Source organism: uncultured Friedmanniella sp. (assembly GCF_964244005.1).
Lineage (GTDB): Bacteria > Actinomycetota > Actinomycetes > Propionibacteriales > Propionibacteriaceae > Microlunatus.
The window spans coordinates 179,050-197,967 of record NZ_CAXTHG010000003.1 but is presented as its reverse complement, the minus strand read 5'-3'; the positions used below and the strand labels follow the sequence as shown (position 1 = coordinate 197,967).

Genomic DNA, 18,918 nt, shown 5'->3' with positions numbered 1-18,918 from the left:
TTCCCCGTATGTCTTGTCGCCCCCCGACAAGCTCACGAACTCGCTGCCAACCACAGTCACGATGTAAGGAGACGTTTCGCGTGATGCGCTTCCCCTTCGGGAGTCGCGTAACGGAACTGTTTCCCAACACACTGTGAACAACCAGGAGCCTGGAGACTATCAACCATAGTCAGGCAGGACCTCTTTCCGATATGAAATCGTGACATGACTCGCACCACACCTCCGGTGCCGTTCGGGCGCGATTTAGGAGTGTGGAGAAGCTCGACGGCTCATCCCGGTGCCCTGGTTGCTCCCAGGAGCTCGGCGATCGTCGACGTCATCAGGCCCCGGCCGCCGAGCTCCAGGGCTCGGTCGCGCTGGGTCGCGGAGGCGATCGGCCAGATCACCGTCGGCTTGCCGTTGGTGGTCGCAGCCGTCACGACGTCGGTGACGAAACCGTCGGACTCCCCGATCGGAGCGCCCAACAGGTCGATCGAGGGCGACGCCGCGTACCGGGTCAGGTTGTCCCCGAGGTGGGCCGGTTCGTCCAGCACGTAGCCCCAGGTCGTGAAGCCGCGCTCCTTCGCCTCGACGAAGGTGGAGCCGTTGACGTACTGCTTCCAGACCACCCGTTCGGGGTGGTTGAGGCCGGACATCGCGGCCATCAGCGGGGCCACCGCGGTCGGCACCTTCGCCTCGACGAACATCACGAAGCGGTCGGCGTGGGCCTCGACGACCTCATCGAACCTGGTCAGCGGCCGAGCGGGCTGAGCCGGGTCGGTGGTCTGGGCCGCGGAGACCTGCAGCGTGGACAGGGTCGACCAGGGCTGCTGAGCGATCGTGTAGGGCACCCCGGTGACCCTGGTGGTGGTGGGGTCGTGGCTGCAGACCAGCACCCCGTCGGCGCTCAGGCAGACCGACACCTCGACCGCCTGCAGGCCCGGCAGGAGGCTCGCCTGCTGGTAGGCGTAGGCGGTCATCTCGGGCCAGTCCCCACCACCGCCGCGGTGCGCGACGTAGAAGGGGTCACGGGCGACCAGGGCGGCCACCGTCGGCGGCGGCGTCGCTGAGCGGGTCCCCGAACCGCCGGAGCGGCAGCCCGACAACGCCGCCGCTCCCGCGAGCGCCCCGCCCAACAGCGCGCGCCGCGACACCCGGGGCCGGCGGTGAGGTGGGGGAGGCAGAGACATCAGTGACTTTCGGTCGTACGCAATTGAGTGGCACAGTCTAGGCACCGAACGGGCGGTCGAATTGTTCCGCATCGATTGCGAATCGCTCACATCTGTGTTCGACGCTGCTCGAAAAAGGCTAGACCGCTGGGGACGATGCATTGTCGTAGCCCTATCGGTACTCATTTGACATATTTTCCGTCTCGGCCGTCGGCGATCCTGATCCCGACAAGGGCGGCCGAGGCTGGATTCGGCCCGGCCGCCCCGAGCGACAGCCTGGCCAGGGTGGCTGGCGGGAAGCGGTGGGCGACGGCGACCAGGGCTGCCGCGGACGAGATCGCCGGGTCCGTGAGCACGTTGACCGCGACCGCCACCGTCGGGTTGTGGCCCACCACGAGCACCGTGCCGGCGGCCACCTGGTCGACGAGCTCGATCAGCTCGTCCGCACTCGCCTGGTAGAGCCGCGGGACGAGCTCGACGGTCGGCGCCGCGCCCGGCTGGTCAAGCGCCAGCTGCTCGAGGGTCTCCCGGGTGCGCACGGCGGAAGAGCACAGCACGTGGTCGACGACCAGGCCCGAGGTGCGGAGGAAGTCACCGACCCCGCTCGCCTCGGAGCGGCCGTGGGCGGTGAGCCGGCGTTCGGAGTCCTGACCGCCCGGCCGACCACTGGCCGCGGTGGCGTGCCGCAGCACGAGCAGGGTCACGGCCGACGGCATTGGTGCACGCTAACGGTCCCGGCCCCCGCTGTCGACCGGGTGCCACCGGTCTAGGAGGGTGGCGGCGAACACTACAGTCGCCGACGTGCCGCTGACCGATCTGTCGCTGACCGAGCTCCGGGCGTACCGCCCCGACGTCGACGAACCGGAGGACTTCGACGCCTTCTGGGCCAGGAGCATCGCCGAGGCCCGGCGCAACGACCTGGACGTGCGCTTGGTGCCCGTGGCCAACAAGCTGGCCCTGATCGACACCTTTGACCTCAGCTTCGCCGGCTACGGCGGGACGCCCGTGCGCGCCTGGCTGCACGTCCCCGCCGGGACGCGGACGCCGCTGCCCACCGTGGTGCAGTACCACGGCTACTCCTGGGGTCGCGGCTTCCCGCACTCCAGCACCCTGTGGGCTCAGGCCGGGTACGCCCACCTGGTCCTCGACACCCGCGGCCAGGGGTGGGCGGTCGGCGGGGACAGCGTGACGGCCGACGCCAGCACCGACGCGGGGGCGAGCCACACCCCCGGGTTCATGACCGCCGGCATCACCGACCCGGACACCTACTACTACCGCCGGGTCTACGTCGACGCCGTCCGGCTGCTCGAGGTCGCCCAGTCCCTCGACGTCGTCGACCCGGACCGGCTGGTCGTCACCGGCGCCAGCCAGGGCGGGGGGCTGGCCATCGCGGCGGCCGGCCTGGCCCCGGCGGCCGGCATCCGGCTGCTGGGGGCCGCACCGGACGTGCCCTTCCTCTGCCACTTCACCCGAGCCCTCGAGCTGTCGGCCAGCCGTCCGTACGCCGAGATCGTGGAGTACCTGGCCGGCTGGCGGCACCACGCCGCCGCGGCGTACCGCACCCTCTCCTACATCGACGGGGTGAACCTGGCGCGCCGGGCGGAGGCGCCCGCCCTGTTCTCGGTGGGCCTGATGGACCCGGTCTGCCCGCCTTCCACGGTCTTCGCGGCCTTCAACCACTGGGGAGGCCGGACCGGCTCCCCGGCCCCCGCCGACATCGCGGTCTACCCGCACAACGAGCACGAGGGCGGCGCCCACTACCAGCTCGACGCCCAGCTCGACTGGTTCGCGTCACTGTTCGCGCCGCCCCGTCCGCGGACTGCTCGGCGCTGACACGGCGGCATTCTTCGCTTCTGGCCTCAAGTGTGACGTAGGTGACTATGGTGGTCCTCGCTGCAATGTCGCCTCTGAAGGAGAACCATGACCGCTGACCTCTTGCCCTCCACGCTGCCGCTCGAACGGCGCACGTTGCTGAAGGGCCTCGCCGTCAGCGCGCTGGCCCTCGGCGGCGGATCCGTGCTCAGCGCCTGCACCGGCGCCAAGCAGCCCACGCCGGGCGCCTCCGCCTCAGCTTCCAAGACCACGACGCTCGGGTCGGGCGCGTCGGACGCGGTACCGAAGAAGGCGGTCCAGGCTCTGGTCACGGCCTTCCAGACGAAGTCCGGGGACACGGTCAAGATCAACACCGTCCCGCACAACGACTTCCAGAACAACATCAACAGCTACCTCCAAGGCAGCCCGGACGACGCGTTCACCTGGTTCGCCGGCTACCGGATGCGCTACTACGCGGCCAAGGGCCTGGTGGCCCCGATCGACGACGTCTGGTCGACGATCGGCGCGGACATGGGCGAGGCCGTCACCAAGGCCTCGACCGGCGACGACGGCAAGAAGTACCTGGTTCCGCTGCTGAACTACCCCTGGGGCTTCTTCTACCGCAAGAGCGTCTGGGAGGCCAAGGGCTACACCGAGCCCGCGACCTTCGACGAGCTGAAGACGCTCTGCGCGAAGATGAAGGCGGACGGCCTGATCCCCATCGCCTTCGGCGACAAGGACGGCTGGCCGGCGATGGGCACGTTCGACTACCTCAACATGCGTCTCAACGGCTACCAGTTCCACGTGGATCTCTGTGCGCACAAGACGAGCTGGGACTCACCCGAGGTCAAGAGCGTGTTCGACAGCTGGAAGGCGCTGCTGCCCTTCCAGGACCCGGCTGCCCTGGGCGCGACGTGGCAAGAGGCGGCGCAGACCCTGGCCAAGAAGAAATCGGGCATGTACCTGCTCGGCTCGTTCGTGACCCAGCAGTTCAGCGACAAGGAGACGCTGGCCGACATCGACTTCTTCCCCTTCCCGGAGATGGCGACGGAGGGGCGCGAGGCCGTCGAGGCGCCGATCGACGGCTGGATGCTCAGCAAGAAGGGCGGCGACAACCAGGCGGCCAAGGACCTGCTGGCCTTCCTCGGCACGGCTGAGGGCTCGAACGCCTACCAGGCCGTCGACCCCTCGAACCTGCCGGTGGTCAAGGGTGCGGACCTGTCCAAGCTGACCCCGCTCAACAAGAAGTGCGCCGAGGTCATCGCCAACGCCAAGTCGATCAGCCAGTTCCTGGACCGCGACGCGCTGCCGGCCATGGCCAACAACGTCATCATCCCGGCGCTGCAGGGCTTCATCAAGAACGGTGAGATCGACACCGCGAACCTGGAGAGCCAGGCCAAAGCGCTCTACGCCTCGCAGTAGTCACCATGGCCACTTCGACGTCGGTCGCAGCCCCCTCCCCGACCTCCACCGCCGCTCCGGCGCGGCGGAGGTCGGGGAGGGGCAGCAAGCTCACCCGGGGGGACAAGGGCGTCCTCGCGGTCATGGTCGGCATCCCCACGCTGATCCAGGCGGTGCTGATCTGGATCCCGATGCTGCTGTCCATCGGGCTGTCCTTCACCCGCTGGAACGCCCTCGCGCTGAGCAACATTCGCCCGGCGGGGCTGGCCAACTACGACTTCGTGCTCAAGGACTACCCGCCCTTTTGGCCGGCCGTCCAGCACAACATCATCTGGCTGCTGTTCCTGGCGGTCCTCGGTACCCCGCTCGGTCTGCTGCTGGCCGTGCTGCTCGACCAGAACATCCGCGGCAGCCGGATCTATCAGAGCATCTTCTTCGTCCCGGTCATGCTGTCGCTGCCGTTGATCGGCATCATCTGGCAGCTGATGTACGCCCGCAACGAGGGCTTCATCAACAACCTGCTGGGCACCGCCGGCACGGCGGGCGCGGTCGACTGGTTCGGTGACTCCAACGTCAACCTGTGGGCGGCGCTCATCGCGGCCACCTGGCGGCATTCGGGCTACGTGATGGTGCTCTACCTGGCCGGGCTCAAGGGCGTGGACCCGGCGCTCAAGGAGGCGGCGTCCATCGACGGGGCCAACGCGACGAAGACCTTCTTCCAGGTGGTCTTCCCGTCGATGAAACCGATCAACATCGTCGTCGTGGTGATCACGATCATCGAGGCGCTGCGTGCGTTCGACATCGTCTACATCATCAACCGCGGGACGAACGGCCTCGAGCTGATCTCGGCCCTGGTGGTGCAGAACCTCGTCGGTGAGGGTCAGGTGATCGGCGTCGGCTCCGCGCTCGCGGTGATGCTGCTGGTCGTCTCGTTGGTGCCCATCACCATCTACCTGTCCCGGACCTTCTCGAAGGACGCCTGATGACCGCGACCCTGACCCCCCCGTCCCGCGTGGACGACCCGCTGCCCCCGTCGCGGACCGGCAACCTGAACAAGCCGCACTACGGCACCCACCTGTTCCTGCTGGTGATGGCCGCGATGTGGCTCCTCCCGCTGGTCTGGACACTGTTCACGGCGATGCGGCCGAAGGCCGACACCGACAAGTACGGCTACTTCAGCTTCGGTGGCGCCTTCAACTTCGACAACTTCAGCAACGCCTGGGTGCAGGCCGGTCTGGCGAAGTACTTCGTCAACTCGGTGATCATCACCGTGCCGACCGTGCTGCTGACCCTGGTCTTCGCCTCGATGATGGCCTTCGCGGTCAGCCGGTTCACGTGGCGGTTCAACGTGACGCTACTGATCATGTTCACCGCCGGGAACCTGCTGCCGCCGCAGGTGCTGGCGGCCCCGCTGTTCAGCATGTTCAAGTTCTTCCCGCTGCCGCTGTCGATCAGCGACTCGGGAAACCTGCTGAACACCTACTACTCGGTGATCATGGTCAACACCGCGTTCCAGATCGGCTTCTGCACCTTCGTGCTCTCGAACTACATGAAGGCGCTGCCCGTCGAGCTGACGGAGGCGGCCCTGGTGGACGGTGCCTCGGTGTTCCGGCAGTACACGAGCATCATCCTGCCGCTCTGCCGGCCGGCCCTCGCCGCTCTGGCCACCCTGGAGACGATCTTCATCTACAACGACTTCTTCTGGCCGTTGCTGTTCATCCAGAGCGGCGACCGGCTGCCCGTGACCACGGGCATCAAGAACCTGCAGGGGCAGTTCTTCTCCGACTACAACCTGATCGCCGCCGGGGCGACCTTCACCATCATCCCGACGCTGATCATCTACCTGGCCCTGCAGCGCCACTTCGTGGCGGGCCTGACCCTGGGCGCCAGCAAGGGCTGACGGGGGAGGGTCAGGCCTTCACCGCGACGAGCACGTCGCGGTGGATCGAGGAGTCGACCCGGTGGCCGAAAGACAGGTAGGGCGTGGAGTCCAGCGGCCGTAGCCCGGCCTGCTCGGCGAGGCTGGTGAGCCGCTCCCGGCTCAGGCCGTACGTGTTCCAGGACAGGCCGAGCGCGCCGCCGGTCTTGAGCTGTCCGGCCCAGACGCCCAGCGCTTCCGAGAGCAGCCCGGCGGCCGAGCGGTCGCGCTTGGTCGCCGTGGCCTGGCTGCCGTGCACGATCCCGTACGGGGCGTCCACCACGACGGCGTCGAAGCGGCGCCGTCCGTGCAGGGCGGCGGACTGCCGGGTGTCGCCGGAAAAGACGGTCAGGCCCTGCTGGCGGCCGCCGCCCTCGGGGGTCACCACCACGTCGAGCCGGCGGCCGAGGCTACGACCCTCCCGGCGTACGGGGGTCAGGTCGGCGCTGTGCTTGAGCCGGTGCCGGCGCAGGTAGGTCTTGAGGAAGGCGGCGTAGGCCTCGACGGCCTTGAGGTCGGACTCGACCCCGGCAGCGTCGTGGCCCAGCACGAGCGCGGTGCTGAGCGTCGTGCCGCGACCGCACATCGGGTCGAGCACCGTGAGCGGTCCGTCAGTGACCCGGGTCAACGAGGCCAGGGTGACGTTGACCAGCAGCCGGGTGAACTGCTCGTTCGTCTTGCCCGGGTACTTCGGGATGGTCACCAGGTCGTCGTCGAAGCGGTCCGGCCTGGCCAGCGGCAGCGGTCTCAGGTGATCACCCTCCCGCCGGAACACCGCGTACGCCCCGGACAGCCGGCCGAGCGCGGCGGCGGTGGCCTCATCGAGCACGTCGATGGCCAGGGCCAGATAGCCGATGCCCGCCAGGCTGATCCGTTCCACGGCCGCCTCGCCGCCGAGCATGATCGCCAGCTCGGCGGTCATCAGCACCTCGGCTGCCCCGGCGTACACGCGGTTGCTCGAGGGCGCGAGCAGCACGAGGTGGTCAGCCACGTCGGCGGTGGGGTCGCAGGCAGGTCGGCACCGGCTCACTGTAGTGAGTGGACCCGGGGCCAGGCGGGATCGGGCGTTACGGTGAGGCGTGACCGAGGCCGCCCGACCCGTGCACCTGCGCGGGCGCAGCGTCGGACTGGTCTTCGTCGGCGGCGCGCTCGGTACCGCGGCTCGGGTCGGGGTGAGCCAGCTGGTCGATCCCGTCGGGCCGGTACCGGTGGCCACCGTGGGAATCAACGTGGTCGGCGCCTTCGTGCTGGGGTGGCTGCTCGAGCGCCTGGCCCGGAGCGGATCCGACGACGGCTGGCGACGCGACGTCCGGTTGGGCATCGGCACGGGACTGTTGGGCGGGTTCACCACCTACAGCGCACTCGCCACCGACACCGCCACCCTGCTGGCCGACGGACATCCCGCGTCAGCCCTCGGCTACGCGGTCGGCACGTTGGTGCTCGGCCTGCTCGCAGCCCTGGCCGGGATCTGGTGCGCGGGCCGGCGTTCGGGCGGCCCCCGATGATGGTGCTCTTTATCGCGTTGGCGGGCGGCGTCGGAGCCGTGGCCCGGCTCGTCCTCGACGGTGTGCTCAGGTCCCGGGCCTCCGGCCGCTACCCGGTCGGCACGGTGGTGATCAACCTGAGCGGTTCGCTGCTGCTGGGACTGGTGGTCGGGCTGACCGGAGCCCTGCTGCCCGAGGCGGCCCGACTGGTGCTGGGCACCGGCTTCCTGGGCGGCTACACCACCTTCAGCACCGCCGCGGTCGAGACGGTACGGCTCGCCGACGACCGGCGGTGGCCGGCCGCCTGGGCTCACGGGCTCGGCATGTTGGTGGCGGGGGTCGGGCTCGCTGCGCTCGGTCTCGGGGTCGGGCTGGCCCTCGTCGGCTGATCCGACCCGACCGGGCTGATAGGACTGGGGCCATGAGCGAACGGTTGAGCGAGTTCACCTCCGAGGGTCTGGTCTTCGACGTCGTCGACACCGGTCCGTTGGACGGTCCGGTGGTGATCGCGCTGCACGGCTTCCCGCAGACGTCGGCGGTCTGGAACGGGGTGACTCCCGTACTGGTCGACGCGGGTTTCCGCGTTCTCGCGCCCGACCAACGGGGCTACTCACCACGCGCCCGGCCGCAGGCCGTCTCCGCCTACACCCTCGAGCACCTGTGCACGGACGTGCTGGCTCTGGCCGACGCGGCCGGCGCCGAGCAGTTCTCGCTGCTCGGCCACGACTGGGGCGCCATCGTCGCCTGGACCCTCGCGGGCTCGCGGCCCGACCGGGTCCAGACGCTGAGCACGGTCTCGGTGCCGCACCCGGCCGCGTTCGTCCGCTCCTTCGCGGGACCGCAGCTGCTGCGCTCCTGGTACATGGGGGTCTTCCAGCTGCCGTGGCTGCCCGAGACGGTGTTGCGGGCGAGCGGCGGGCGCGCGCTGCGCCGGTTCCTGACCGGCAGCGGGGCGCCTGACCCCGAACCGGCGGTACGGCTCTTCGCCGACCCGCGTGCGGCGACGGCCGCCCTCAACTGGTACCGCGCGCTGCGGCTGCCCTCGTCGGTCGCGGCCGGGCTCACCCGGGTGCCGACGCTGTACGTCTGGAGCGACGGCGACACCGCCCTCGGCCGGCAGGGAGCCGAAGCCACCGAGCGCTTCGTCCGCGCCCCGTACCGGTTCGTCGTGCTCGAGGGCGTCTCGCACTGGGTGCCCGAGGAGCGGCCGGTGGAGCTCGCCGAGCTGGTCGTCGACCACCTGTACGCGCACGCCAGCTGACGTCCTTGCCCGGCGGAGGGGGCGCATTCCCTACCAATCCGCTGAGATGACCCGGTGAGCTCGCCGAGCCTCGCCTACAGTCTGCGCATGAGCACGCTGGTCGACCTCGGACTGCCACACTACGACGACGCGGTGGTGGTGGTGCCTGCGCCCGCGACCGGTCCGGGCAACTGGGCCGGCGCCGCCAGCGCGACGCTGGTCGAGGGCGTCGTCTGGTTGGCCTACCGGGTACGTCGGCCGCTGGACGAGGGTCGCGGTGTCAGCGTCGTGGTGGCCCGGTCCGAGGACGGGCTGACCTTCACCACCGTCGCGGAGATCCACCGCGACACCTTCGGGGCGGCCTCGCTCGAGCGTCCGGTGGTGCTGCGACGGCCCGACGGCGGCTGGCGGCTCTACCTCAGCTGTGCCACGCCCGGCTCGAAGCACTGGTGGATCGAGGCCCTGGACGCGGACCACCCCGAGGACCTGGCCACCGGTCAGCGGCAGCTGGTGCTGCCCGGCGACGCCCGCTGGGCGGTCAAGGACCCGGTGGTCGTGGCGGGCGACGACGGCTGGCGGATGTGGCTCTGCTGCCACCCGCTCACCGAGGTCGGTGCCGAGGACCGGATGGTGACGCGCTATCTGACCAGCCAGGACGGGCTGCGCTGGACCGACCACGGATCGGTCCTGGCCGGCACCCCCGGCAGCTGGGACTCCCGTGGTGCCCGCGTGACCGCGGTGCTGTCCGCGTCACCGCTGACCGTCCTCTACGACGGCCGTGACAGTGCCGCTGCGAACTGGTTCGAGCGGACCGGGATCGCCGTCGAGCGCGACGGGCAGCTGGAGCCCCTGGGCGACGGTCCGGTCGCCTGGTCGCCCGACAGCGACCAGGCGCTGCGCTACGTCAGCGTCGTCGACCTGCCTGAGGGCAGCCGGCGTTTCTACTTCGAGGCCGCCCGCGCCGACGGGTCGCACGACCTGATGAGCTCGCTCAGCCGGCGCTGACGCCGACCAAGCCCTCCGGTGAGACCTGCGTACGCGCGGGTCTCCCCACACCAACCCCGATCACGCCGACTTCGCACTCCGTTCCGCGAACGAGCCGCGGCCCTGCGGGGAGCGCCAGTCCTGGAACGACTCGCCGAGCACCTCCTCGAGGTGGGCGATGTCGTCGTGGCAGTCCTGCAGCAGAGCGGTCCGCTGCTCGGTGGTCAGCCGGGGCCGTTGCGCCGCCCCGCCGGACTGCAGGGCGGCGAGCAGCGGCCGGCCCGCCTGTCGCCACACCCGGGGCGGCGCGTAGGCCCCCGCCCGGGCCCCGGCCCGGATCACCGGTGCCAGCACCCGGGTCCGCAACCCGGGGGCCACGAACGGGCGGGAGTTGTCCGGCGGCACGACCCCCACCTGGCCCGGCGCGATGCCGAGGAAGGTCGACACCCGGTCCAGGGTCTCGGCCGGCTTGGACACCAGCTGCCAGTAACGCAGCACCAGGACACGCTCCCGGTCGACCCGGGTGAACAGGTCGGCCAGCTGCTCGCCGTAGCGGCCCATCCGGCGGTAGTGCCAAAACGGTGCCCAGCCGGCGTCGATCCGCTCGTCCTCGGCCCGCCAGGCGTTGACGAAGTCGGCCTCTGGCTCGAGCCCGTCGACCCACAGGTGCATCCAGTTCGAGTAGGCGCGGTCGATCGGGTCGCGCACCACGACCACCAGCCGTACGTCCGGCAGCTCCTCGGCGATCCGCTGCCGGGCGCTGCGCTGGTACAGGTAGAAGGGTGTGCTCTCCAGCCGCAGGGCGTCGGTCGGCGCCGGCGCGAACAGCGCCTCGTAGTCGTGCCGGCGCCAGATCCACTCCTGCTGGCTGTGCGCGTCACCCGGACCGCGGTAGGCCGGCGGCGGAGCGTCCGTGCACAGGTAGTACTTCGGTTCCTTGACCGGCGAGGCGAACACCTGAGGGTGGCCGGCCAGGGCGGCGTGCAGGGCGCTGGTACCGGCCTTGGGCGCGCCGATGACGATCGCGTCGGGTCGGGATTCCCTCGTGTCCATGCCGGGATGGTAGTGGTTGTCCGGGCGGTCCACCGGCGTGTCCCGCGGTCGGCTGCCGAGGAGACTGCCCCACCGCTATCCTCGCCCGGGTGGCTCTGTTCCTCACCAGCCGACGACTCCGGATCGAACCGCTCGCCGAGCACGACGTGGCGGCCTTCGTGAGCTACCGCCGAGATCCGGAGGTCGCCCGATGGCAGGGCTGGGGCCTCGACTACGGCGAGCAGCAGGCGCGTGCCCTGGTGCTGGTCCAGTCCGGCTGGTCCCTGCCGCCGCCGGGGGAGTGGCTGCAGCTGGCCGTCCGACCGCTGTCAGGAGCGGGACTGCTCGGCGACGTCGCCGTCCAGCGGCGGGAGGACCAGCCGGACACGTTCGAGATCGGGTGCACCCTGGCCCGGTCGTCGCAGGGCCAAGGGATCGCGAGCGAAGCCGTCGGCTGCGTGCTGACCCACCTCGTCGTGGACGCCGGCGCCCACCGGGTCATCGCCTCGTGCGACGCCCGCAACACCGCGTCGGCGGCCCTGCTGCGCCGGGTGGGGATGCGACACGAGGCGCACGAGGTGGAAGCCGACTTCTTCCGCGGCGAGTGGACCACGGTGGACCGGTTTGCCGTCCTCGGCGCCGAGATCAGGCGGCGCTCACTCATGGGGAGGACGTGAGCCGGGACTACCTGGCTCATGTCCACCCGATGATCGACGGGGCTCAGTGGCCGTGGGCCTTGGCCCGCTCGAAGCTGGCGACGACCTCGGCCTCGGCCTCGTCCACGTCGGCCCAGGTGGCGCCTTCGACCGACTTGCCGGGCTCGAGGTCCTTGTAGACGGTGAAGAAGTGCTCGATCTCGAGCAACAGGTAGTCGCGGATGTCCTTCTTGCTGCGCAGGTGGTTGCGGCGGTGGTCCGAGGCTGGCACGCACAGCACCTTGTCGTCGCCGCCGGCCTCGTCGGTCATCTTGAACATCGCGACAGCGCGGCACTTGATGAGGCAGCCGGGGAACGTGGGCTCCGACACCAGCACCAGGGCGTCCAGCGGGTCGCCGTCCTGACCGAGCGTGCCCTCGATGAAGCCGTAGTCGGCCGGATAGGCGGTGGAGGTGAAGAGGGTCCGGTCCAAGCGGATCCGACCGGTCTCGTGGTCGACCTCGTACTTGTTCTTGTGACCCTTCGGGATCTCCACCGTCACGTCGAACGTCATCCCACTGAACGGCGTCGCGTCGTGCTCTTTGCTGGGTGCGGTCACGGAACCTCCTGGAGATAGGCTCGGCCGAGCCGTACCCGGCGAGCCAGAGACACCCTAGCGTGAGGGGAGTGGAGCGGTCTGTCCGGTCCGCGGAGGTTCGTCCTCGCTCTCGTGGCCATGCTGGTGGTCGCCGGTGTCGTGACCGGTACGGCCACCGGTTTCTTCGGCTCGGTCGCCGAGCGCGGCCTCTACGCCTCCGGACTGTGGACTGACGGCGGTGCCTCGACGATCAGCCCCGGCACGCTCGACGAGCCGCCCTCGCCGACCCGACGTGCGTCGCCCTCCCCGAGCCCGACGGCCAAGAACCTCCCTTCCCCGGTGCTCGCTGCGGCCGCCGCCGGACCGGTGCCCTCGGCCGCGAAGGTCGCCGCGCGGATCAGAGCCGTCGACGACGGCGACATGGGTGGCTCCTACACCGGTGAGGTCGCCGACCTGACCACCGGCAAGGTGCTGTTCGCCCACAAGGCGTCCACCCCGTACATCCCCGCCTCCACGATGAAGCTGCTGACCGGCACCTCCGCGCTGTCGCTGCTCGGACCCGAGCACGAGTTCGCGACCACGGTGGTTCGCCCCGCCAAGCGCCAGATCGTGCTCGTCGGAGGTGGCGATCCGTACCTGAGCAGCAAGCCCGACCGCAACCACCCCGAGCGGGCGTCGATCAAGGAGCTCGCCGCGAGCACCGCCGCGAACCTGAAGCGGACCGGGGGCAGCACGGTCTCGCTGCGCTACGACGCCTCCCTCTTCTCCGGTCCGGCGTGGAACCCCCGTTGGCCCGACACCTACGCCGACCAGGTCACGCCGGTCTCGGCCCTCTGGGTGGACGAGGGTCGGACGGCCGGCGGGTCACCGGGGCCGCGGGTCACCGACCCGGCCGCGGACGCCGCCGACACCTTCGCGGCCGCGCTCACGAAGCAGGGCATCACGGTCAGCTCCGTCAAGGCCGGCCGGGCGACCAAGGGGGTGAAGAAGGTCGCGCAGGTCCGCTCGGCGCCGTTGGAGCAGATCGTCCAGCAGCTGCTGCTCACCAGCGACAACGACGCCGCGGAAGTGCTGTTACGCCAGGTCGCGCTCGCCTCGGGTCGTTCCGGGTCCTCCGCCGACGGCGTCCGCGCGGTCCGCGCCCGGTTGACCAAGCTCGGAGTGTGGGACGCGAACGCGCGGATCAACGACGGCAGCGGCCTGGCCCGGCAGACCACGGTGCCCGCCGACCTGCTCGTCGACGTGCTGCGGGTCGCAGCCAGTCCCAAGCACCCCGAGCTGCGAGGGGTGCTGACCGGGCTGCCGGTCGCCGGCGTCGAGGGCAGCCTGCGAGCCCGCTACGACGACACGCAGACCCGGGTGGGCCGGGGCGTCGTGCGGGCGAAGACGGGCACCCTGTCGAAGGTGCACGCGCTCGCCGGCTACCTGCGGACCGCCGACGGCAGCCAGGTCGCCTTCGCGTTCGTGGTCAACGACGCCGACGACGACTACGCCGCCCAGGTGTGGCTCGACCGGGTCGGGGCGGCCCTCAGCCGCTGCGGCTGCTGAACGCGCGCCCACTCCCTGCCTGGCTGCGGCATACAGTCACAGCATGACGTCGTCGGACTCGACCCCCAGCACAGCTGCCGATCTGGTCCGCAGCCGAGCTGACGGCTCCGGCCGCAGCGGACCCGCGATGGTGGACTGGGAGGTCGCGCGCAGCACCGCTATCCGGCTGGTCAAGCCCGGCCCGCAGATCTCCCGCGCGGGTGCCGCCGAAGCGGTGGCCGCCCTGCGGGCGAGCGCCGAGCGCGCCGAGGCGTACGTGGTCGACGTCACGGGACTGCCGGTACCCAGCGCCACCGCTCCGGTCCTGGTGGTGGACCGGCCGGGCTGGATCTCGGCCAACCTGGACGCCTTCCGTACGGTGCTCGCGCCGCTGGAGGAGAAGGCCGCGGACAAGCTGCGTCCCGGTACGACCGTCAGCGCGCTCGGCGCCCGGGCGACCGGGGTCGAGGTCGGGGTGCTGCTCAGCTATCTCGCGCCGAAGGTGCTCGGCCAGTTCGACCCCTTCTATCCCGGCGAGGTGGGCGCTCCCGGTGGTCGGCTGCTGCTGATGGCCCCGAACATCGTCGCGGCCGAGCGCGAGCTCAAGGTCGACCCGGCCGACTTCCGGCTCTGGGTCTGCCTGCACGAGGAGACCCACCGCGTGCAGTTCACCGCTGTGCCCTGGCTGCGGGAGCACCTGAACACCCAGATCGCCTCGGTGGTCAACGCCGCCGAGCTGGACTCGGCTGCGATGGTGCAGCTGCTCGCCGACGGGGCCAGACGGCTGGTGCAGGCGCTGCGGACCGGCGAGGAAGTCTCCATCGTCGACCTGGTCCAGACCCCGCAGCAGCGGGAGACCATCGACAAGATCACGGCGGTGATGTCGCTGCTCGAGGGCCACGCCGACGTGGTGATGGACAGCGTCGGCCCGTCCGTCGTGCCGTCGGTGGCCGAGATCCGGCGCCGCTTCACCGTCCGCCGCCAAGGTCAAGGGCTCGACAAGGTGGTCCGCGTCCTGCTCGGACTGGACGCCAAGATGCGCCAGTACCGCGACGGAGCCCGCTTCTGCCGGGCCGTGATCGACGAGGTGGGGATGACCGGGCTCAACCAGGTGTGGACCGCGCCGGAGACCCTGCCCACCAGGGACGAGATCGCCCGGCCCGAGCGCTGGCTCGCCCGCGTCCCCGCCTGAGGAGCTCCGGTGGCCCGTCGCGCGCTGGGCCCGGCCTCGCTGCAGGTCGTGCAGGCGGTCGCCGCCGCGCTCGAGCCCGACGACCAGGCGCTGCTGACGGCCTGCTCGGGTGGCCCCGACTCGCTGGCCCTGGCCTTCGCCGTCCAGTACGCCGCCGTCCGGCTCGGGTTGCCGCACGCCGCCGTCGTCGTCGACCACCAGCTGCAGCCGGGTTCGGCTGGCGTCGCCGCCCGGGCGGCAGCGGCGTCGAGCGGCCTCGGGGTGATCGACGTCCGGCAGGTGGCGGTCGTGGTCGACCCCGACGCGGGCTCCGGTCCTGAGGCGGCCGCCCGCCAGGCCCGGTACGCCGCTCTCGACGCGGCGGCCGTCGTCGGGGTGGCCGGTCGGGCGGCCACGGTGTTCCTGGGCCACACCCGCGACGACCAGGCCGAGACGGTGCTCCTGGGTCTGGCGCGGGGCTCCGGCAGCCGTTCGTTGGCGGGGATGGCGCCACGCACCGGCCACTATCGGCGGCCGCTGCTCGGCCTCACCCGGGCGGTGACCGTCCGCGCCTGCGTCGAGCTGGGGCTGGAGCCCTGGTCCGACCCGCACAACGACGACCCGGCGTACGCGCGGGTCCGGGTCCGGCACCGGGTGCTGCCCGTGCTCGAGGCCGAGCTCGGACCGGGGGTCGCCGCCGCCCTGGCTCGGACGGCGGCGCTCGCCCGCGACGACGCCGACCTGCTCGACTCCCTCGCCGAGGCGGCTGACCCGGGCACCGACGCCCTTGACTGCGTCCACCTCGACGCACTTCCGACCGCTCTGCGCCGGCGGGTGCTGCGCCGCTGGCTGACCCGTGCGGGGTCGGACGACCTGCAGCTCGACCACGTCGTGGCCGTCGAGTCGCTCGTGCGGCAGTGGCACGGCCAGCGGGCCGTGGCCGTCCCGAGGGGGACGGTGACACGCCGCGACGGACGGCTGCTGTGGCAGGCTGTCGGCCGTGGATGACACCCAGCTGTCCGACGACCTCACCCGCGTGCTCTACACGAAGGACGAGGTGGGGGAGCGGATCCGGGAGCTGGCGCTGGAGATCGACAAGGACTACGCCGGCCAGGACCTGCTGCTCGTCGGCGTCCTCAACGGTGCGGTGATGGTGATGGCCGACCTGTCCCGCGCCCTGAGCATCCACTGCCGGATGGACTGGATGGCGGTCTCCTCCTACGGCTCCGGCACCCAGTCCTCCGGCGTCGTCCGCATCCTCAAGGACCTCAGCACCGACATCACCGGGGTGCACGTGCTCGTGGTCGAGGACATCATCGACACCGGCCTGACCCTGTCCTACCTGGTCAGCAACCTGCTCTCCCGCAGCCCCGCCAGCCTCAAGATCATGACCGCCTTCCGCAAGCCCGAGGCCCAGCAGAACGCCGTCGAGGTCGCCTACGTGGGCTTCGACATCCCGAACGAGTTCGTCGTCGGCTACGGCCTGGACTACAACGGCCACTACCGCAACCTCACCTCCGTCGGCACCCTCGCACCTCACGTCTACAGCTGATTTTCTGAGCTCCGCTCGCGCTCGGCCGGCCCTGAAGATGCTGCCTTCCTCCTCACTCGGGCCGACGAAAAGCGTGTCGGCCCTCTCTCGTCGTCCAGACAGCATCGGGCCGGCCTAACGACGCTCGACGGAGAGGCGCCACTCGGGTCCGCGGAGTTGAGCTCGCGTCCGCCCATCTGGCGCTGCGGGAACCGGCTTCTGCTGAGAGCGTAGGCGGGTTGCGACCAGATCATTCTTGCCGATCACCGCTAGCCTTGACCGCTAGAGGGCCGACATGTGCCCCCGACTCCTAGGCAGGTCATGAACTTCAAACGCGTGCTGCGTAGCCCGCTCCTCTACATCGTGCTCGCCGTGATCGCGATCGGTGGGCTGATCAACGCCAGCGGATCGCTGAGCGGCGGCTACCAAGACGTGCCCACCTCCCAGGTCGTGTCGGTCATCAACGGCAACGACCCGCTCAAGGAGGTCGAGCTGATCGACGGTGAGCAGGAGATCCGCCTCACCCGGGCCGACGGGACCAAGCTGAAGGCCGGCTGGGTGGGCAACCAGAGCGACGCGCTCGTCGACCGGCTCAACCAGCGCGTGACCGACAAGTCGCTGGAGAGCTGGCAGGGCACCAACCCGACGCCCGGGTTCTTCTCCTCGCTCCTCGGCACCCTGATCCCGTTCATCATCATCGGTGTCCTCTTCTTCTTCCTGCTCAACTCGGTGCAGGGCGGCGGCAGCCGGGTGATGCAGTTCGGCAAGTCCAAGGCCAAGGTGGCCAACAAGGACACGCCGAAGACGACCTTCGGTGACGTCGCGGGTTGTGAGGAGGCGATCGAGGAGCTGGAGGAGATCAAGGAGTTCCTCGCCGAGCCGGCGAAGTTCCAGGCGGTCGGGGCCAAGATCCCCAAGGGCGTCCTGCTCTACGGCCCGCCCGGTACCGGCAAGACGCTGCTCGCCAGGGCCGTCGCCGGTGAGGCCGGCGTCCCCTTCTTCTCCATCTCCGGGTCCGACTTCGTCGAGATGTTCGTCGGCGTCGGCGCCAGCCGCGTCCGCGACCTGTTCGAGCAGGCCAAGGAGAACGCCCCGGCCATCGTCTTCATCGACGAGATCGACGCCGTCGGCCGGCACCGTGGCGCCGGTATGGGTGGCGGTCACGACGAGCGCGAGCAGACGCTGAACCAGCTGCTCGTCGAGATGGACGGATTCGACGTCCGCGGCGGCGTGATCTTGATCGCCGCGACCAACCGGCCCGACGTCCTCGACCCCGCCCTGCTGCGGCCAGGCCGGTTCGACCGCCAGATCGCGGTCGAGGCGCCCGACATGAAGGGCCGGCTCGCGATCCTCACGGTGCACTCCCAGGGCAAGCCGGTCGCCCCGGACGTCGACCTCGGTGCCGTCGCCCGCCGGACTCCCGGCTTCACCGGTGCCGACCTGGCGAACGTCTTGAACGAGGCCGCCCTGCTGACCGCCCGCCAGAACGCGCGGGTGATCACCAACGAGTACATGGACGAGGCGATCGACCGCGTCATCGCCGGGCCGCAGAAGCGCAGCCGGCTGATGAACGAGAAGGAAAAGCTCGTCACCGCCTACCACGAGGGTGGCCACGCCCTGGTCGCGGCGGCCCTGCCGGGTACGGACCCGGTCCAGAAGGTGACGATCCTGCCGCGCGGTCGGGCGCTGGGCTACACGATGGTGCTGCCCGAGAACGACAAGTACTCCAACACCCGCGCCGAGCTGCTCGACCAGCTGGCGTACATGATGGGCGGCCGGGCGGCCGAGGAGCTGGTCTTCCACGACCCTACTACCGGCGCCAGCAACGACATCGAGAAGGCCACCAACGTGGCCCGCGCGATGGTCACCCAGTACGGCATGACCGACCGGATCGGCGCGATCAAGCTGGGCTCGGGAGAGTCTGAGCCCTTCATGGGTCGCGACATGGGCCACGGCCGCGAGTACTCCGAGGAGGTGGCGGCGGTGGTCGACGAGGAGGTCTCCAAGCTGATCAGCACCGCCCACCAGGAGGCGTTCGACATCCTGACCGCCAACCGGGACGTCCTCGACGACCTGGTCCGGGCCTTGTTCGAGCGCGAGACGCTCGACCGGGCCGAGGTGGCCGAGGTCTTCCAGCCGCTGCGGCTCTGGCCGAAGCGACCGGCCTGGACCGGCTCGGACCTGCGGGTGCCCTCCGACGTGCCGCCGGTGATGCCGCCGGCCTCGGTCAACGGCAACGGGCACAGCCCGAACGGCCGGCTGGCTCCTGGAGCGAACGGTCACGGCGCACCTGTACCGGTCGCCGGTAGTGGCCCGGGCAACGAGCTGCCCCCCGGCGGCGCCCCGCTGCCGCCCGGCCACACCGGTATCCCGCCGCAGCTCCCCGGACCGAGCGGAGACGGCCAACCGCCGCGCGGCCCCGACTTCCGGTGAACCG

The 18,918-nt window shown here is 70.5% G+C and carries 19 protein-coding genes and 1 pseudogene; 15 read left to right on the top strand and 5 right to left on the bottom strand.

Annotation, left to right across the window (positions count from 1 at the left end; genetic code table 11):
• Positions 1–269 precede the first annotated feature (269 nt).
• Positions 270–1,169 carry a glycerophosphodiester phosphodiesterase gene (locus ACFE76_RS03395; protein ID WP_375430324.1) on the bottom strand — a complete coding sequence of 300 codons (900 nt, stop codon included), beginning with the start codon at positions 1,167–1,169 and terminating at the stop codon, positions 270–272.
• Between the two features lie 161 nt (positions 1,170–1,330).
• Entirely contained in the window at positions 1,331–1,864 is a 534-nt protein-coding gene (locus tag ACFE76_RS03390) for a histidine phosphatase family protein (RefSeq protein ID WP_375430323.1), read from the bottom strand.
• Positions 1,865–1,949: 85 nt separating this feature from the next.
• Here ACFE76_RS03390 and ACFE76_RS03385 point away from each other — a divergent pair, with 85 nt between their 5' ends.
• The 4 genes from ACFE76_RS03385 to ACFE76_RS03370 all read left to right on the top strand — a co-directional run bounded on the left by ACFE76_RS03385 (position 1,950) and on the right by ACFE76_RS03370 (position 6,261).
• Positions 1,950–2,981 carry an acetylxylan esterase gene (locus tag ACFE76_RS03385; protein WP_375430322.1) on the top strand — a complete coding sequence of 344 codons (1,032 nt, stop codon included), beginning with the start codon at positions 1,950–1,952 and terminating at the stop codon, positions 2,979–2,981.
• A gap of 87 nt (positions 2,982–3,068) precedes the next feature.
• Entirely contained in the window at positions 3,069–4,382 is a 1,314-nt protein-coding gene (locus tag ACFE76_RS03380) for an ABC transporter substrate-binding protein (RefSeq protein ID WP_375430321.1), read from the top strand.
• 5 nt (positions 4,383–4,387) lie between these two features.
• On the top strand, positions 4,388–5,344 hold the full coding sequence (locus ACFE76_RS03375) for a carbohydrate ABC transporter permease (RefSeq protein ID WP_375430320.1): 957 nt from the start codon (positions 4,388–4,390) through the stop codon (positions 5,342–5,344).
• Positions 5,344–6,261 (top strand): carbohydrate ABC transporter permease, encoded by a 918-nt coding sequence (locus ACFE76_RS03370; protein WP_375430319.1) that lies wholly within the window; start codon positions 5,344–5,346, stop codon positions 6,259–6,261. The genes ACFE76_RS03375 and ACFE76_RS03370 overlap by 1 nt, the downstream gene beginning before the upstream one ends.
• Positions 6,262–6,271: 10 nt before the next feature.
• Here ACFE76_RS03370 and ACFE76_RS03365 read toward each other — a convergent pair whose 3' ends face one another.
• Positions 6,272–7,270, bottom strand: a complete 999-nt coding sequence (locus ACFE76_RS03365; protein ID WP_375430318.1) for a TRM11 family SAM-dependent methyltransferase — start codon at positions 7,268–7,270, stop codon at positions 6,272–6,274.
• A gap of 88 nt (positions 7,271–7,358) precedes the next feature.
• On the opposite strand from ACFE76_RS03365, the gene ACFE76_RS03360 reads away from it, so the two are divergent.
• From ACFE76_RS03360 to ACFE76_RS03345, 4 genes are all read left to right on the top strand, one after another.
• A complete protein-coding gene (locus ACFE76_RS03360) occupies positions 7,359–7,784 on the top strand; it encodes a fluoride efflux transporter FluC (protein ID WP_375430317.1) in 426 nt (141 codons plus the stop codon).
• Positions 7,781–8,152 carry a fluoride efflux transporter FluC gene (locus tag ACFE76_RS03355; RefSeq protein ID WP_375430316.1) on the top strand — a complete coding sequence of 124 codons (372 nt, stop codon included), beginning with the start codon at positions 7,781–7,783 and terminating at the stop codon, positions 8,150–8,152. Before ACFE76_RS03360 ends, ACFE76_RS03355 begins: the two co-directional genes overlap by 4 nt.
• Before the next feature lie 32 nt (positions 8,153–8,184).
• Positions 8,185–9,024: an alpha/beta fold hydrolase gene (locus ACFE76_RS03350; protein ID WP_375430315.1), complete on the top strand. Its 840-nt coding sequence runs from the start codon at positions 8,185–8,187 to the stop codon at positions 9,022–9,024.
• A gap of 87 nt (positions 9,025–9,111) precedes the next feature.
• Positions 9,112–10,008: a hypothetical protein gene (locus tag ACFE76_RS03345; RefSeq protein ID WP_375430314.1), complete on the top strand. Its 897-nt coding sequence runs from the start codon at positions 9,112–9,114 to the stop codon at positions 10,006–10,008.
• Between the two features lie 60 nt (positions 10,009–10,068).
• Here ACFE76_RS03345 and ACFE76_RS03340 read toward each other — a convergent pair whose 3' ends face one another.
• Positions 10,069–11,040, bottom strand: a complete 972-nt coding sequence (locus ACFE76_RS03340; protein ID WP_375430313.1) for a sulfotransferase — start codon at positions 11,038–11,040, stop codon at positions 10,069–10,071.
• A gap of 89 nt (positions 11,041–11,129) precedes the next feature.
• Between ACFE76_RS03340 and ACFE76_RS03335 the strand changes: the two genes are divergently transcribed.
• On the top strand, positions 11,130–11,696 hold the full coding sequence (locus ACFE76_RS03335) for a GNAT family N-acetyltransferase (RefSeq protein ID WP_375430312.1): 567 nt from the start codon (positions 11,130–11,132) through the stop codon (positions 11,694–11,696).
• A gap of 43 nt (positions 11,697–11,739) precedes the next feature.
• Here ACFE76_RS03335 and ACFE76_RS03330 read toward each other — a convergent pair whose 3' ends face one another.
• Positions 11,740–12,228, bottom strand: a complete 489-nt coding sequence (locus ACFE76_RS03330) for an inorganic diphosphatase (protein ID WP_375430347.1) — start codon at positions 12,226–12,228, stop codon at positions 11,740–11,742.
• 162 nt (positions 12,229–12,390) lie between these two features.
• Between ACFE76_RS03330 and ACFE76_RS03325 the strand changes: the two are divergent.
• From ACFE76_RS03325 to ftsH, 6 genes and pseudogenes are all read left to right on the top strand, one after another.
• A pseudogene (locus ACFE76_RS03325) lies at positions 12,391–13,095 on the top strand (D-alanyl-D-alanine carboxypeptidase); the annotation flags it as partial.
• The gene (gene dacB / locus ACFE76_RS03320) at positions 13,090–13,800 is read left to right on the top strand and encodes a D-alanyl-D-alanine carboxypeptidase/D-alanyl-D-alanine-endopeptidase (RefSeq protein ID WP_375430346.1); all 711 of its coding nucleotides are present in this window, start codon (positions 13,090–13,092) and stop codon (positions 13,798–13,800) included. The pseudogene ACFE76_RS03325 and the gene dacB, both read left to right, overlap by 6 nt.
• A 43-nt stretch (positions 13,801–13,843) precedes the next feature.
• A complete protein-coding gene (locus tag ACFE76_RS03315; protein WP_375430311.1) occupies positions 13,844–14,971 on the top strand; it encodes a zinc-dependent metalloprotease in 1,128 nt (375 codons plus the stop codon).
• Positions 14,972–14,980: 9 nt separating this feature from the next.
• On the top strand, positions 14,981–15,958 hold the full coding sequence (gene tilS, locus ACFE76_RS03310; RefSeq protein WP_375430310.1) for a tRNA lysidine(34) synthetase TilS: 978 nt from the start codon (positions 14,981–14,983) through the stop codon (positions 15,956–15,958).
• Entirely contained in the window at positions 15,951–16,502 is a 552-nt protein-coding gene (gene hpt, locus ACFE76_RS03305) for a hypoxanthine phosphoribosyltransferase (RefSeq protein WP_375430309.1), read from the top strand. Before tilS ends, hpt begins: the two co-directional genes overlap by 8 nt.
• A 300-nt stretch (positions 16,503–16,802) precedes the next feature.
• Positions 16,803–18,914: an ATP-dependent zinc metalloprotease FtsH gene (gene ftsH, locus ACFE76_RS03300; RefSeq protein ID WP_375430308.1), complete on the top strand. Its 2,112-nt coding sequence runs from the start codon at positions 16,803–16,805 to the stop codon at positions 18,912–18,914.
• The last annotated feature ends 4 nt before the right edge of the window (positions 18,915–18,918 follow it).